This window comes from Paracoccus angustae (assembly GCF_042648745.1).
Lineage (GTDB): Bacteria > Pseudomonadota > Alphaproteobacteria > Rhodobacterales > Rhodobacteraceae > Paracoccus > Paracoccus angustae.
Genome location: NZ_JBHRXY010000018.1, coordinates 1 through 13,782 on the forward strand (window position 1 = coordinate 1; position 13,782 = coordinate 13,782).

Genomic DNA, 13,782 nt, shown 5'->3' on the forward strand with positions numbered 1-13,782 from the left:
TGATCGCCACGGAAAACGACATCGACGCCATCACCGACGCCATCGACGGCGCGCTGGCAAAGGTGATGGGCTAGAACAAGGGGGGGTGCGGGACCATTCCGCGCCCCTGACGCAGGCCGCGCTCTGGAAGCATCACGGCATGCCTCGTCCCTGGTGATCTCGCGGTTCCGTCGACCACCGCATCATCGCGGCGCGGGCTTTCCCCTTGCCCTCCACTCCTGCAAGCGTCCGGGCAGAAACGGGGCACGCGGCCCAGGATTTCCAGCCCGCGCAGGCGGGCGCAGCACCTGCCGCCAGAACAGCTTGTGGAAATCCCGGTCGGTGCTCATGCCGAAAAAATCCGCCAGCGGCTCCTCGCGGGGGGCAAAGACGGTAAAGGGCGCGGCGAGGACCAAGGGGATCATGCCGCCCCGAAGCAAGGCCGCCCCGAAAGAAGGCCGCCGTCGCCCCCGGCTTGCAAGGCCACGGAAACATCCGAAAAGCTATGCCAGTCGCCCGCCTCGCCCGGGCGGCAGACCGTGAGCCTGGGCCAAGGGTCGCCATGCGCGCCGTCCTGCCTTGGAAACGCATGGCGGGCCGGATGGTCCTCCAGCGGCCCCTGTTCCGCCAGACAGGCCGGGGCGCAGACCGGCAGGACAACCTCGGGCGCAAGATGTCATGATTGGCAACGCAAGTCGTCCTCGGCGATGATGCGGGTGGCGATGTCGGCGGCGGGCGGAGCCTCGCCCGGCATTCCCTGGACCCGCCCGGACCCGCATCTTCCCGCGAGAGATGGACCGCCACAACACCGGCCGGGCGATCGCGTCGCGGGCTCCGCGCGGGACTGCAAGGACGCGGGCTTGGACGGGGTCCAGATCCTGACCGGCGGGCACCTGATGGGTCAGTTCCTGTCGCCGCGCACCAACCCCCGCACCGACAGTTTTTGGTGGTTCGGTGACGATCCGCGCCTGCTTCGTGACGATGGCGCACAAGCGATCCGCCCCGCCGCGGGCTGTGATTTCGTGATGCGCAAGCGCCAGGCCCTCGTCCTCGGTGTCGCAGACCTGGAAGGTGGCAACGGGGCCAAGGATTTCCTCGGTCACGACAGGGTTGCCGGCGGTGACGCCACCGATCAGGAAAGGGTTGGTAAAAGCTGCCCCCATGGTCGAATCCCGCGCCGCCGGACGGGATCGCCGAAGCCGCCAGCCGCGGTGTGCACCAGGCCGCCGCCATCCTTTTCGGCGAATTCGAGAGGAAGCGGATCTGCTCAGCCGTCACCGCCTGCGCCATGGGGCGAGACGAACTGACCGCTTCCAACCGGGCCAGTGTCAGGGTGGCGTGTCGGGGTGGCGCGGCCCAGACCGTTCAGGCAGGCATTGGCGGCCAGCGCGCCCGCCGCTTCAGCGCCATCCGCGCCCGGGATGCGCAGCCCGTCGCCTGTCAGGTAAAGGCCCGTCCCGGCGCCTGGCCCATCGGATTTGTGACCGGCGGCCATTGCGCCCAGGCGTCGGATCATGCCTGACCCCGTGTCGCCGCCGCCGGACGGGCCAGCGCCCGCAGCACGCCTTCGTTCTCCGGCTCCAGGCTGCGGACCCTCGGGCCGGGCGCATCCGGGGCGCGCTTCTCTGCTGCTGGCCGATGACGCCTACCGGCAGAAAGCCCCCGTCCCATGAAGCCGGTATTCCAACCGGATCGCGCCGAGCCGGGGGGCGCGGCCCGCGCAATCGGCCAGCACGCGTTGCGGCAGCCACTTGCCCCCGCGCGCCTGCAAGCGCGGCCACACTCACCCCTTCGCCTTGACCTTTTCCCGGGCGGTATGCCTGCGGTTCCACGTCTTGTGATGCCGTATCGCGGCAGCGGGACGAAGATCGTGCCGCCAGCCCGGCACCGAGGCGCCGAACGGAAATGCCCGCAAGCGGTTGGCGCTCTGTGGACCCGGACATCGGCGCGGCGAATTCCTTGCCGTGTCCGATCCCATGGCCGCAGGGGCGTTCGGCCCTGCCGTTATCCGGGACGCCGGGACGATCCCCCGTTGTCAGCAGTAGCGTTCCACGAATGCCACCTGGTGATCGCCGTAGCGGTCGCCATGGGCGAAGCCCGCGGGAAGGATGCGCTCGATCTCGGCAATGTCGGCGGCGCTTGGATCCGCGCCTTGCCAGTCGCGCAGGTGATCCGCCGTCCGCGTGCCCGGGATCGGAATGACATGGTCGCCCTGCGCCAGAACCCAGGCCAGCGCCGCGCCGGGAACCGTCCAGCCCCGCGCGGCGCAGAAATCGCGGAAGGGCGCGACGGCGGCCAGGTTGGCCGAGAAGTTCGGCTCGGTGAAGCGCGGATTGGTGTCGCGGAAGTCGATGCCCGCGCGAAAGTCGCGCCTGAGCGCCGCGCGCCCGAACATGCCCCGACCCAGCGGCGAAAAGGCCACAAAGGCCACGCCGAGGTCGCGGCAGGCCTGGATCAGGCCAAGCTGGGGCAGCCGCGTCCACAGCGAAAACTCGTTCTGCACCGCCGTCACCGGATGTTCGGCATGGGCACGGCGCAGGGTCGACGGCGCGATCTCGGACAGGCCGTATCCGCCGATCTTGCCTTCCTGCACCAGCCGTCCCATCGTCCCAGCCAGATCCTCGACGGGAATGTCGGGCTGGCGGCGGTGGATATAGTACAGATCCACGTGATCGCGCTTCAGCCGCCGCAGCGAGTCTTCGAGGCATTGGCGGATATAGGGTTCGTCATTGCGCACGCTGCGCGGCGGGCCGTCGACGATGCCGCATTTCGTGGCCAGGTGGATGTCCCGCCGGCCGCCCCATCGGCCGATGACCTGTTCCGACACGCCCATGCCATAGATGTTTGCCGTGTCGACATGGCTGATGCCCGCATCCGCCGCCGCATCCAGGCAGGCCAGCGAGGTCGCCTCGTCCGTGGGGCCGAACATGCCGCCAAAGCTCATCGCGCCGAAACCGATGGCGCCGACACCCCGGTCGCCTAGCCGTCTTTGTTCCACCCGTGCCTCCGTCGTGCCGCGCCGCGCCGCGCCGCGCCGCGCCGCGCCGCGCGCAAGGAAGCGCACCCGGTCCCACCCGTCAAGGGACGGCCTGCCCGTTTTGCGCACGCCGGCTCACACGCCGCGCTTGTTGCCCCAGATCAGCACATGAAGCTGCGGCAGGATCCGGGGCGCGAACCAGCCGTCGGCCATGGCCGTTTCGGTCAGCCAGCCCAACCGGTCGGCCAGCGACTGCGGATCGACGGGCGTTTCGGGGTCCACCTGCGGGTTGCCGGGTTGCAGGTAAAGCGGCAGGCCCGGATGACGGGCATGGGCGGCCCTGGCCCAGTCGTAATCGGCGCGGTCGAACACGACGATCTTCATCGCCGTCCCCCCGGCGGGCGGACCGGCCGCAACGCAGGCCGCGAAGCTGTCCCAGTCCATGCGCTCGCCGCTGGACGGCGGCTTGGGCGACAGGACCAGGGTGTCCAGCGACCCAAACCAGCCCCGCGGGATCGAGCCCTGGGTTTCGCAGGCGAAGCGATAGCCCACGGACCGACCGCGCGCGATCACCGGTCCGAAGTCCTGGATCGCCGGGTTGCCGCCGCTGATCGATACGGTCAGGGGACGGTGGCCTGACAGGCGAAGCACCTCGGCCCAGACCGCTTCGGCGCTCATGGGCGCCCAACTGCGGCGATACCGGCTTTCGACCGCGTGCAGGCTATCGCACCAGCTGCACCGGTAATCGCAGCCGCCCGCGCGGATGAAGACGGTGGGCTGGCCGATCAGCGCCCCCTCGCCCTGGATGGTGGGTCCGAAAATCTCGGCGATGCGCAGGGTCATGGGCGGTATTCGGCCCAGGTCTTGGGCGTCTCGCTGACCGCGACGGCGCTGGTTTCGGGCCAGCGCGCCCGGCACCAGTCATAGAAATGCCGGGCCATGTTCTCGGCGGTCGAGGGAACCCCCAGCACCTCGTCCAGGTGCCGGTGGTCGAAGGTGCCGTCGATATAGGCCTTGAGCGGCGCCAGATCGTGGTAATCGCGGACAAAGCCGTCGCGGTTCAGCGTTTCTGCCGCCAGCTCGACCACGACGACGTAGTTGTGGCCGTGCAGCCGCGCGCATTGGTGATCGGGCGGCAGATGGGCCAGCCGATGCGAGGCGGAAAAGTGGAATTCCTTGCGGATGCGGAACATCAGCGGCCCTTCCGGCTTGCGACCGCGGCCAGCCAATAACCGGGATCGGCATAGGCGGTGGGATCCGCGACATCGGCAAGGTGGAAAGCCTCGCGCCGCTCGACGCAGGTTCCGCAGCGGCCGCAATGGATGTCCCCGCCCTTGTAGCAGGACCAGGTTTCCGCGAAGGGCGTGCCGTGAAGGGCACCCTCGCGCACGATGCAGGCCTTGGTGCGATGGACAAAGGGCACATGCAGCCGCACATCGGCATGGCCGTCCAGCGCCGCCCGCTGCATGGCCGCAAAGGCCTGCGTGAAGGCGGGGCGGCAATCGGGATAGATGAAGTGATCGCCGCCATGGACCGCCGTGGCGACCGCCTCGTCGCCCTGGGCGGCGGCGATGCCGAAGCCGATGGCCAGCATGATCGCATTGCGGTTCGGCACCACGGTGATGCGCATCGTGTCCTCGGCGTAATGGCCGTCGGGCACGGCGATGTCGTCCGTCAGCGCGGACCCGGCCAAGGCCGCGCCGATCGGCCGCAGGTCCATCAGGTGATGGGGCACGTCCAGGCGGCGCGCCGCGGCGGCCGCGAAGTCCAGTTCCTTGCGGTGGCGCTGGCCGTAGTCAAACGAGACAAGCCGTGAAAGCCGGCCTTGGCCGGCGACGATATGGGCAAGCGACACGGAGTCCAGTCCGCCCGAGCAGATGACAAGCGTTTTCATGTTGGGCCCTTGTTTTGGTGTCCGGGTAGGCTGCGACCGGATGACCGGGCATCTATCGGCAGAATGCGGCTTGTGCAACCGGCCTGCGGTCCCGGCGCCGAGGCCCGGCCGGCGGTCTCAGCCGCGTCCCGCCGGATGCGCGGCCTTTCCGGGGTTGCCCTGGCGATAGCCCGGCCGGTCCCCTACCCCCAAGGTCATCCCCCGGCGGAAGCCGCGTCCGGTCAGCCGTTCAGGGATACGGACCAGTGCCGCCCTCGCCTTGGCCCGGCGCCCAAGCACCCATGCGCCCATGCGCAGAAAGGCCGCCATCGTGCAGCCGCCGGGGAACAGGGCAGCAGCTTCAGCGCCAGGGCCTTGGCGGATGATGAAATCGTTCCGGTCGAACGGGCCGCTCCGTTGGCGCAATTCGCGGTCCGGTCCGTCGGTGCGCGCGTCGATGGAGGCCAGAGGGGGCACCATCGGCGGCCCGGACCGGCTTCGCGCGGCCCGACGGGACGCGCAAAGCAGGCTGCCGCCGGACAGGAAATGCCGCCGGCACCGCACAGATCCGTTCTCCGAGGGGTCAACGCCGACAAGCAGCCGGTCGAACAGGGGCGGGCTGCCCGCGTCGGCCGCGCGCCGCCAGCCGGTGGTCCCGTCCTTGCCCGACAAGGCGATGGACCGGCCCGCACAGGCGGGGATCAACGCGGGACGGGCATCTTCGCTCCGCGCGAAAGGCCGGTCCAGCGGGGAAATCACCGCGCAGGCAGGGGCCGGGGATGATCGCCCTTGTCGTCCGTCAGTGTCGAAAGGTCAACGCAGATGCCGGCGGGCGTCATCGGCATAGGCGAAGCCGGGGTCAAGGGCGAGAGCCTGTTGCAGCAGGGACCGCGCTTCCGAGGCCTTGCCCTGTTCCAGTCTCACCAGGCCCAGGCGATAGGCCGGCAGGGCAGCCTCCGGTGCGTCGGTCCGCATCGCCTCGAAGGTGCGGGCGGCCCCGTCCAGCCGTCCCGCCTTGAGCTGCGCCCAACCCAGGGTGTCGCGCAGCGTCGGCACGTCCGGGGCCAATGCCACGGCACGTTCGGCCAGGGAAACGGCCTCGTCCGGGGCGGTTTCCGTCAGCAGATGGGCCAGGTTGTTGAGCGCCAGCCAGTTCCGGGGGTCGTCCGCCAGCACCTCGCGGTAAAGGGCCGCCGCCTCAGCGCGCTCATCGGTCCGTTCCAGAAGCGAGGCCAGGCGGATCCGGTCATCGGGCGTCGCCCCGGGCAGACCGGCTGCGGCGCGCGCATGGCCAAGTGCCGCGGCATCCTGCCCGAGCCGCGCGGCGGCAAGACTGGCCGCGCGCAAAAGCGCGGGATCCTGGGGGGCGGCGGACAGACCCTGGGCAAAGGCCGCAAGGGCGCGATCATACCGGCCCATCGCCCCCAGCACCCGGCCCTGTTCCAGCAACAGCGCCGGATCGTCGGGAAAACGCGTGGCGGCCTTTTCCAGCACCGCCTCCGCCTCGGCCAGGTTCTGTTCGGCCACGGCCAGGCGGGCGCGGGCCAGAACGGGACGGACATTCTCGGACCGGGCGATCAGCCGGTCGAACAGGGCCTTGCCCTGGTCCAGCTTGTCCAGCCCGACCTTTGCGCGGGCAAGATAGTCCAGCGCCAGCGACGGCGCGTCGGCGGGCCGGGCGAGATCCTCCAGAAGGGCCTCGGTGCGCGCCGGATTGCCCGCGAGCAGATGCAGGCGCGCCGCCTGCAACCTGGGATAAATGCGGGCGGCGTCGGTCGCCGACAGGGCCTGTTCATAGTGGCGGATCGCCCCGTCCCGGTCGCCGCGGCTTTCCAGAAAGGCCGCCATCCGTTCCTGGGCGCGCCAGTTCGCCGGATCCACACCGACCGCGGCCTGCCAGGCGGCCCCGGCCTCGTCGCGCCGGCCAAGCGACAGCAGCAGGTCGCCCTTGATCACAAGCGGAGCCGCATTCGCCTTGTAAAGGCGGGCCGCACGGTCCATCGCCTCGACCGCCTGCTCGCGCCGGTCCAGGTTGGCCAGCGCCATGCCCAGCAGGTACCAGCCCTCCGGCGCCTCGGGCGCCGATTGCGTCAGGCCGCGCGAAAGCCGTTCGGCAGCCGCGAAATCGTTGGCCATGAAGGACCTCAGCGCCGTTCGGAAATCGCGCTCTCCGGCCGGACCCAGGGCGGGGCTGGCATGGGGCAGAACCGGGCCATCGGGCGCGGCGTCCGATCGCGGCGCGGCGAGATCCCCAAGGTCAAGCGTGCGCGAGAAGGCGGGCGAAACAAGGGACAATCCCAGCAAAAGGGCGGCAGACCCGCGAATCCAGAAGCGACGGCGCATTTCCAGGCCACTCCTTTCGGCTGAAATCATGGTAGAGGGGCGGGGCTTGGCTTGTCAATATTGATGGAGATAATGGCAGGCCAAGAAAGCCTGCTTCCCCGATCGGTTGTGATTCAAGGAAGCGTTGCAATCACAACAACATAGATAATATGACAGTGCATGACAGTTAACATTGTGATAATGTATTCGTGATCGCGATTCCTTGGATGTCCGGTATGCGTTTTTTTATGTTTGTGAAAAGCGATAATGCTTGCGGCATATAGATGCGCTTATTAGCGGCAAGACCCTCGGGGACGCGAGATATGGGCAGGCGAAGCCTGTGATCGACGACAGAAACCGCGTTTCAGGAGAATGCCAATGTCTCTCAAACTTGCGGCCCTGAGCTTTGCAGCACTTGGGTTCCTTGCAGGCGGGGCGCTTGCCGACAGCATCTCGCCCGACAGCTTTTCGGCCGACCTGGCCGTCGGGGAAAGCGTCACCATCACCAAAACGGTGACGATTTCCGCCGGCGGCCCGTCGGATGCCCTGATCGACGCTTATTTCCTGATCGACACGTCGGGATCGATGGGCGGCGTCATCAATGCGGCCAAGTCGGCCGCCGGGGACATCTTCTCGACCATCGCGACGGAATTCGGCGCCGGCGTGGCCGGCGGCGTGGGGGTCTTTTCCGAAGGGGCCGCCCTGCCCTCGGTGATCGCGCCCCCGGGCAGCGTCATCAACCAGGACGTGACCACGACCACGGCCAACGTCATCGGCGCGATCAACAACGTCACGCTGAACGTGCCGGACGGCGGCGGCGACTTCCCCGAATCGGCCAACACCGCCATCGAACTGGTGGCCGAGAACGCGTCCTGGCGGCCGGGTTCCAACCGCTTCATCTTCGCCTTTTCGGACGCCTCGTCCAAGGGCTCGCCTGATGCCGACGTGATCGCGGCGCTGGCGGCGGAAGGCATCCAGCTCGTGTCGCTTGATTTCGGCGGCGGCGCTTTCACGACCGACATGACCGAACTGGGCGCGATCACCTTTGCAAGCTCGGCCACTCCGGGCTCGATCGTAGCCGACGTGACGGCGGGCATCGTCGCGGGCTTCGCCGAATACGAGACGGTGACCGTGGGCGATCTGGACGGCGGCGATCCGTTGATCGACGTTTCGGCCATCTGCACAGGCGCGGACATCGGTTCCTGCATCGGCGATTCGGCGGTGGGGGACTATGACCGCTCGACCGATCGGACCTTCACCTTCGACGTGACCTTCACGCGCAACGCCGATGGCACGTCGGTGTTCGACACCTTTGCCCTGGTGGACGGCGGCATCGTCGCCAGCGAGGCCGACCGCTTCTCCGGCGCCGACGTGGCCCCGATTCCGCTGCCCGCGGCGGGATGGATGCTGATGGCCGGCGTCGCGGGCATGGGCACGCTAGCCCGCCGCCGCAAGTCCGCCTGACGGTCACGGCGCCCCCCCTGCCGGGTCGCCCCGCACCTGACAACACCAGACGCCTGGACAAGAGTGTCCAGGCGTTTGTGCATGGCTTCGGCGGAATGCCACCATCTCCACGCCTTGTCCGACCGGTCGGACCTGATGTTGCAGATCGGGCGCCGATCACGATCCTGGCCAGGCAGATACGCAATGCTTGCCAGGACCGATACTGGAAGTGGCAACGGCCCACGGTGGCGAGTTCACGCGAGATGCGGTTCTTAGCGGCACCGGCTGCCTTTGCGGCGACAGCGGCGCAGCACGGCGGCCCTGGCCCATTCCGCGATCAGCACCGCCCGAGCCTGGGCGGCCATGGCAGGCCGCGCATCACCGTGAACTTCGTAGCGACCTCCGTATCAGCGGCCGCTGCAAGCGACCTGAAAATGCAAGAATGATGCTGATCCGTTGTCTGCGGCGCATCTGTCTAGACCAGATCAGATGATCCTGTCAGATGCCGTCACTCACGAGTTCGGCGGCTTGCAAAGAAGCGGCGGCCGAATGAACTCTCGAGAAGTTCCCCGATCAGCCCGCGCCGGAACACCAGCACGCAGACCATGAAGACGACGCCGGTGATGATGGTGACCGGAAAGTCCGAGGTGGCGAGATAGTTCTGCAACGTCACCACCAGCCCCGCGCCCACGACGGGGCCAGCCAGCGTGCCGATGCCGCCCAGAAGGGTCATCAGGATCACCTCGCCCGACATCTGCCAGGCCACGTCGGTCAGCGTCGCGAACTGGAAGATCAGCGCCTTGACGCCGCCCGCCAGACCGGCAAGCGCAGCCGACATCACGAAGGCCCCCAGCTTGTAGCGGCTGACCGAGTAACCAAGCGAAACCGCCCTCTGCTCGTTCTCGCGGATCGACTTCAGGATCATGCCGAAGGGCGAATTGACGAAGCGCCAGATGATCAGCAGGCCAATGATGAACACCGCCAGCACGAAATAGTACATCGTCATCGTGTCGGACAGATCGAAGACGCCGAACAACGTGCCTCGCGGGACCGACTGGATGCCGTCCTCGCCTTGGGTGAAGCCCGCTTGCAGGCAAAAGAAGAAGAACATCTGCGACAAGGCCAAGGTGATCATCGCAAAGTAGATGCCCTGGCGGCGGATGGCGACGGCGCCCATCACCAGACCCAGGGCGGCGGCGCCCAGAACGCCCAACCCGATCCCGGCCTCGGGCGACCAACCCCAGACCTTGACGGCATGGGCGGTGAAATAGGCCGCCCCGCCGAAGAAGGTTGCATGGCCGAAGGACAGAAGACCCGTGTAGCCCAGAAGCAGGTTGAAGGCCGCCGCGAAAAGCCCGAAGGCCAGCAGCTTCATCAGGAAGATGGGATACAGGAACTGCGGCGCCAGCAGCAGCGCCGCGGCGATCACCGCCAGCAGCGCCAGCTGGACCGTTCCGGCCCTGGGGTGGATCGCGACGTGTTCGGCGGGAACGGGTTCGGATTTGCCCCCCGCAATTTCTCGGGCCATGTCAGGCATCCTTTCCGAAAAGGCCCGCAGGCCGGAGGATCAGGACGATCGCCATGATGACGAAGATCACGATGTTGGAGGCCTCGGGGTAGAAGACCTTGGTCAGCCCCTCGACCACACCCAGCATGTAGCCGGTGACGATCGCCCCCAGGATGGACCCCATGCCGCCGACCACGACCACGGCGAAGACGATGATGATCAGGTTCGACCCCATCAGCGGGCTGACCTGATAGACGGGCGCCGCCAGCACGCCCGCGAAGGCCGCAAGCCCGGCGCCAAGCGCATAGGTCAGGGTCAGCAGCAAGGGCACGTTGACGCCGAAGCTTTGCACCAGCACCGGATTTTCCGTGGCCGCGCGCAGGTAGGAGCCCAGCTTGGTCTTTTCGATCAGGAACCAGACGCCCAGGCAAACGATCAGCGAGGCCACGACCACCCAACCGCGATAGATCGGCAGGAACATGAAGCCCAGGTTGACCGCCCCCGTCAGCGCGGCGGGCGCCGCATAGGGCATCCCCGAGGCGCCGTAGTAATACCGGAACGTCCCCTCGATGGCGAGCGCCAGGCCGAAGGTGAACAGCAGCCCGTACAGGTGGTCCAGCTTGTAGAGCCGCGACAGCATGGTCCGTTCGATGATGGCGCCGAACAGGCCGACGATCAGCGGCGCCAGGATCAGCGCCAGCCAGTAGTTGACGCCGCCCTCGGTCAGCAGCAGCAGCGCCGTGAAGGCGCCCAGCATGTACTGCGCGCCATGGGCGAAGTTGATCACGCGCAGCAGGCCGAAGATGACCGCAAGGCCCAGCGACAGCAGCGCATAGAACGATCCGTTGATCAGGCCGACCAGCAACTGGCCCATCAGCGCGGCGACGGGAATGCCGAAGATCATGGTCATGGTTACACCCCCAATTCCCGATGCAGCAGGTCCATTCGGTTTGGCAGGTCCGACACGGGAAATTCGGCGGTCATCGTTCCATGGTCCATCAGATAGAAGCGGTCCGCGACCTTGGCGGCGAAGCGGAAGTTCTGTTCCACCAGCACCACCGTCATGCCGCGTTGTTTCAACTGCCTCAGCACGTCGCCGATGGCGTTGATGATGACCGGGGCCAGCCCTTCGGTCGGCTCGTCCAGCAAAAGGCACCGCGCCCCGGTGCGCAGGATGCGCGCCATGGCCAGCATCTGCTGCTCGCCCCCCGACAGCTTCGTGCCGGGGCTGTTGCGGCGTTCTAGCAGGTTCGGGAACAGGTCGTATATCTCGGCCACCGACATGCCGCCGTCGGCGACCTTGGGGGGCAGCATCAGATTTTCCTCGACCGACAGGGTGGCGAAGATGCCCCGTTCCTCGGGAACGAAGCCCAGGCCCGCGCGGGCGGTCTTGTGCAGGGGCACCGACATCATGTCCTGGCCCGCGAAGGTGATGCGGCCCGTGCGCTTGCGCAGGATGCCCATGATCGTGCGCAGGGTCGTCGTCTTGCCCATGCCGTTGCGGCCCAGGATGCAGATCGTCTCGCCTTCGTTGACGTGCAGATCGACGCCGTGCAGCACGTGGCTTTCGCCGTACCAGGCCTGAAGCCCGGCGGTTTCCAGAAGCGGGGCCGTCATGCTTCGGTTCCCATGTAGGCGCTGCGGACACGGGGATCCGCGGACACGGTAGCATAGTCGCCCGTCGCGATGATCTCGCCCCGTTGCAGCACGGTGACGTGGTGGCAGATGTCGGCGACCACGTTCAGGTTATGCTCGACCATCAGCACGGCGCGGGTTTGCGCGACATCGCGGATGATCTCGGCCACCATGCGCACGTCTTCCTGGCCCATGCCCGCCATCGGTTCGTCCAACAGCAGCACCTGGGGATCCAGCGCCAGCGTCGTGGCGATCTCCAGCACGCGCTTGCGGCCATAGGACAGGTCGGCGGCGCGGTGATCGCGATACGGCGTCAGGCCGAGGTCGTCGATCAACTGGTCCGCGCGCCCGTTCAGCCGGTCCAGCGACGACAAGGGCTTCCAGAACTGAACCGCCAGCCCCGCCGGACGCTGCAAGGCGACCTTGACGTTTTCGCGCACCGTCAGATGCGGAAACACGGCCGAGATCTGGAAGGACCGCACCAGCCCCATGCGCGCCACCTTGTCGGGCTTGGTCCGGGTGATGTCCTGGCCCAGCAGGGTGATGGTGCCGCGCGTGGGTTGCAGGAACTTGGTCAGCAGGTTGAAGACCGTGGTCTTGCCCGCGCCGTTCGGGCCGATCAGCGCGTGGATGCGGGCGTGTTCCACATCCAGATCGACATCGTTGACGGCGGTGAAGCCGGCGAAATCCTTGCCGAGGCCGCGGGCGGAAAGCACCACCCGCGGCTCGGTTTGCGTCATGGCAGGCGCAACGGTCATGGCTTATTGCGTGACCAGCGGGCAGCCGCTTTCGGCCGGATCCATGAAGGCTTCGCTGCCCGGAATGGTCGCAAGAACGTTGTAGTAATCCCACTCTTCGGTGATGTCGGCGGGGGCCTTCACCTCCATCAGGTAGACGTCCTTGATCAGCCGGCCGTTGGCGCCGACCTTGCCGTCCTGGGCGAAGACGTCGTTCACCGGCAATTCGTGCAGCTTGGCGGCGACGGCTTCGGTTTCATCCGTTCCGGCAGCCTCGATGGCTTTCAGATAGGAGGTGACGGCGGAATAGGTGCCCGCATGGACCATGTTCGGCATGGACCCCGTGCGTTCCAGGAAGCGGCGGCCGAATTCCTCGCTTTCCGGATTGCGCTTCCAGTAGAAGCTCTCGGTCAGGTTCAGACCCTGTGCCGCTTCAGCGCCCAGGCCATGCACGTCGGCCAGCGTGAACAGCAGCGCCGCCAGCTTCTGGCCACCCTGAGTGATTCCGAACTCGGCCGCCTGCTTGATCGAGTTCTGGGTATCTGCACCCGCATTTGCCAGGCCGATCACCTTCGCGCCCGAGGCCTGCGCCTGCAACAGGAAGGACGAGAAATCCGTCGATGCCAGCGGATGGCGGACGGACCCGACCACCGTGCCGCCCTGCCCCTTGACGAAGTTGCCGGTGTTTTCCTCCAGCGAGTAGCCGAAGGCATAGTCGGCGGTCAGGAAGAACCAGCTGTCGCCACCTTCCTGCACCAAAGCGCCGCCCGTGCCGACGGCCAAGGCATGAGTGTCGTAAGCCCAGTGAAAGCCATAAGGCGAACATTGCGCGCCGGTCAGTTCGGTTGTCGCCGCACCGGTGTTGATGGTGATCTTTTTTTCATCCACGCTCAGCGCCTGGACCGCCAGACCGACCGACGAGGTCGTCAGTTCCATGATGGAGTCGACCTGCTCGTTGTCGTACCACTGACGCGCGATGTTCGACGCGATGTCCGGCTTGTTCTGGTGATCGGCAGTCACGACCTCGATCGGGGCATCCAGCACCTTGCCGCCGAAATCCTCGACCGCCATCAGCGCGGCCTCGTAGGAATTCTGTCCGCCGAAATCGGAATACACGCCGGATTGATCGTTGAGGATGCCGATCTTGACCTTGCCGTCCGAAACCTCGGCAGAGGCGGGCATTGTGAAAAGGCCAACCGCGGTGGCCGCTACTAGGATCCTATGCATTTTCTCTCCCAAGGCGTTTCCCTCCTGCGGACGGTTTCCGGCGAACTGACCGTTCCACGACAGGGCGTCTCCTGCCCCGCGC

15 protein-coding genes are annotated in these 13,782 nt (G+C 67.0%); 2 read left to right on the top strand and 13 right to left on the bottom strand.

Annotation, left to right across the window (positions count from 1 at the left end):
- Positions 1-182: 182 nt before the first annotated feature.
- The gene (locus ACFOM8_RS16355; protein WP_377763122.1) at positions 183-404 is read right to left on the bottom strand and encodes a hypothetical protein; all 222 of its coding nucleotides are present in this window, start codon (positions 402-404) and stop codon (positions 183-185) included.
- Positions 405-839: 435 nt separating this feature from the next.
- Here ACFOM8_RS16355 and ACFOM8_RS16360 point away from each other — a divergent pair, with 435 nt between their 5' ends.
- Positions 840-1,286 carry a hypothetical protein gene (locus tag ACFOM8_RS16360; protein ID WP_377763123.1) on the top strand — a complete coding sequence of 149 codons (447 nt, stop codon included), beginning with the start codon at positions 840-842 and terminating at the stop codon, positions 1,284-1,286.
- Here the strand turns inward: ACFOM8_RS16360 and ACFOM8_RS16365 are convergent.
- The 7 genes from ACFOM8_RS16365 to ACFOM8_RS16395 form a co-directional block, all read right to left on the bottom strand.
- Complete coding sequence (locus tag ACFOM8_RS16365) at positions 1,247-1,495, bottom strand: hypothetical protein (protein ID WP_377763125.1); 249 nt, start codon at positions 1,493-1,495, stop codon at positions 1,247-1,249. The two genes, ACFOM8_RS16360 and ACFOM8_RS16365, sit on opposite strands and share 40 nt — an antisense overlap.
- A gap of 519 nt (positions 1,496-2,014) precedes the next feature.
- Entirely contained in the window at positions 2,015-2,977 is a 963-nt protein-coding gene (locus tag ACFOM8_RS16370) for an aldo/keto reductase (protein WP_377763196.1), read from the bottom strand.
- 114 nt (positions 2,978-3,091) lie between these two features.
- On the bottom strand, positions 3,092-3,799 hold the full coding sequence (gene queE / locus ACFOM8_RS16375) for a 7-carboxy-7-deazaguanine synthase QueE (RefSeq protein ID WP_377763126.1): 708 nt from the start codon (positions 3,797-3,799) through the stop codon (positions 3,092-3,094).
- A complete protein-coding gene (queD, locus tag ACFOM8_RS16380; protein WP_377763128.1) occupies positions 3,796-4,149 on the bottom strand; it encodes a 6-carboxytetrahydropterin synthase QueD in 354 nt (117 codons plus the stop codon). Before queD ends, queE begins: the two co-directional genes overlap by 4 nt.
- Complete coding sequence (queC, locus tag ACFOM8_RS16385) at positions 4,149-4,850, bottom strand: 7-cyano-7-deazaguanine synthase QueC (RefSeq protein WP_377763129.1); 702 nt, start codon at positions 4,848-4,850, stop codon at positions 4,149-4,151. Before queC ends, queD begins: the two co-directional genes overlap by 1 nt.
- Before the next feature lie 117 nt (positions 4,851-4,967).
- Positions 4,968-5,534: a hypothetical protein gene (locus ACFOM8_RS16390; RefSeq protein WP_377763131.1), complete on the bottom strand. Its 567-nt coding sequence runs from the start codon at positions 5,532-5,534 to the stop codon at positions 4,968-4,970.
- Between the two features lie 108 nt (positions 5,535-5,642).
- The gene (locus ACFOM8_RS16395) at positions 5,643-7,172 is read right to left on the bottom strand and encodes a tetratricopeptide repeat protein (RefSeq protein ID WP_377763132.1); all 1,530 of its coding nucleotides are present in this window, start codon (positions 7,170-7,172) and stop codon (positions 5,643-5,645) included.
- Between the two features lie 357 nt (positions 7,173-7,529).
- Here ACFOM8_RS16395 and ACFOM8_RS16400 point away from each other — a divergent pair, with 357 nt between their 5' ends.
- Complete coding sequence (locus ACFOM8_RS16400) at positions 7,530-8,615, top strand: VPLPA-CTERM sorting domain-containing protein (RefSeq protein ID WP_377763134.1); 1,086 nt, start codon at positions 7,530-7,532, stop codon at positions 8,613-8,615.
- Between the two features lie 487 nt (positions 8,616-9,102).
- Here ACFOM8_RS16400 and ACFOM8_RS16405 read toward each other — a convergent pair whose 3' ends face one another.
- Genes ACFOM8_RS16405 through ACFOM8_RS16425 form a run of 5 tightly spaced genes read right to left on the bottom strand, consistent with a single transcriptional unit; the run spans position 9,103 to position 13,700 of the window.
- On the bottom strand, positions 9,103-10,131 hold the full coding sequence (locus ACFOM8_RS16405; protein ID WP_377763135.1) for a branched-chain amino acid ABC transporter permease: 1,029 nt from the start codon (positions 10,129-10,131) through the stop codon (positions 9,103-9,105).
- Positions 10,124-11,011, bottom strand: a complete 888-nt coding sequence (locus ACFOM8_RS16410; protein WP_377763136.1) for a branched-chain amino acid ABC transporter permease — start codon at positions 11,009-11,011, stop codon at positions 10,124-10,126. Before ACFOM8_RS16410 ends, ACFOM8_RS16405 begins: the two co-directional genes overlap by 8 nt.
- A gap of 2 nt (positions 11,012-11,013) precedes the next feature.
- Complete coding sequence (locus ACFOM8_RS16415) at positions 11,014-11,718, bottom strand: ABC transporter ATP-binding protein (RefSeq protein ID WP_377763137.1); 705 nt, start codon at positions 11,716-11,718, stop codon at positions 11,014-11,016.
- Positions 11,715-12,476 carry an ABC transporter ATP-binding protein gene (locus ACFOM8_RS16420; RefSeq protein ID WP_377763138.1) on the bottom strand — a complete coding sequence of 254 codons (762 nt, stop codon included), beginning with the start codon at positions 12,474-12,476 and terminating at the stop codon, positions 11,715-11,717. The genes ACFOM8_RS16415 and ACFOM8_RS16420 overlap by 4 nt, the downstream gene beginning before the upstream one ends.
- Before the next feature lie 21 nt (positions 12,477-12,497).
- Positions 12,498-13,700 carry an ABC transporter substrate-binding protein gene (locus ACFOM8_RS16425; RefSeq protein ID WP_377763140.1) on the bottom strand — a complete coding sequence of 401 codons (1,203 nt, stop codon included), beginning with the start codon at positions 13,698-13,700 and terminating at the stop codon, positions 12,498-12,500.
- Between the last annotated feature and the right edge of the window lie 82 nt (positions 13,701-13,782).

Coding starts and splice junctions, on each gene's coding strand:
- ACFOM8_RS16400 (WP_377763134.1), top strand. CDS start 7,530: ATGTCTCTCAAACTTGCGGCCCTGAGCTTTGCAGCACTTGGGTTCCTT.
- ACFOM8_RS16405 (WP_377763135.1), bottom strand. CDS start 10,131: ATGCCTGACATGGCCCGAGAAATTGCGGGGGGCAAATCCGAACCCGTT.
- ACFOM8_RS16425 (WP_377763140.1), bottom strand. CDS start 13,700: ATGCATAGGATCCTAGTAGCGGCCACCGCGGTTGGCCTTTTCACAATG.
- ACFOM8_RS16365 (WP_377763125.1), bottom strand. CDS start 1,495: ATGATCCGACGCCTGGGCGCAATGGCCGCCGGTCACAAATCCGATGGG.
- ACFOM8_RS16355 (WP_377763122.1), bottom strand. CDS start 404: ATGATCCCCTTGGTCCTCGCCGCGCCCTTTACCGTCTTTGCCCCCCGC.
- queD (WP_377763128.1), bottom strand. CDS start 4,149: ATGTTCCGCATCCGCAAGGAATTCCACTTTTCCGCCTCGCATCGGCTG.
- ACFOM8_RS16420 (WP_377763138.1), bottom strand. CDS start 12,476: ATGACGCAAACCGAGCCGCGGGTGGTGCTTTCCGCCCGCGGCCTCGGC.
- ACFOM8_RS16395 (WP_377763132.1), bottom strand. CDS start 7,172: ATGCGCCGTCGCTTCTGGATTCGCGGGTCTGCCGCCCTTTTGCTGGGA.
- ACFOM8_RS16410 (WP_377763136.1), bottom strand. CDS start 11,011: ATGACCATGATCTTCGGCATTCCCGTCGCCGCGCTGATGGGCCAGTTG.
- ACFOM8_RS16415 (WP_377763137.1), bottom strand. CDS start 11,718: ATGACGGCCCCGCTTCTGGAAACCGCCGGGCTTCAGGCCTGGTACGGC.
- queE (WP_377763126.1), bottom strand. CDS start 3,799: ATGACCCTGCGCATCGCCGAGATTTTCGGACCCACCATCCAGGGCGAG.
- queC (WP_377763129.1), bottom strand. CDS start 4,850: ATGAAAACGCTTGTCATCTGCTCGGGCGGACTGGACTCCGTGTCGCTT.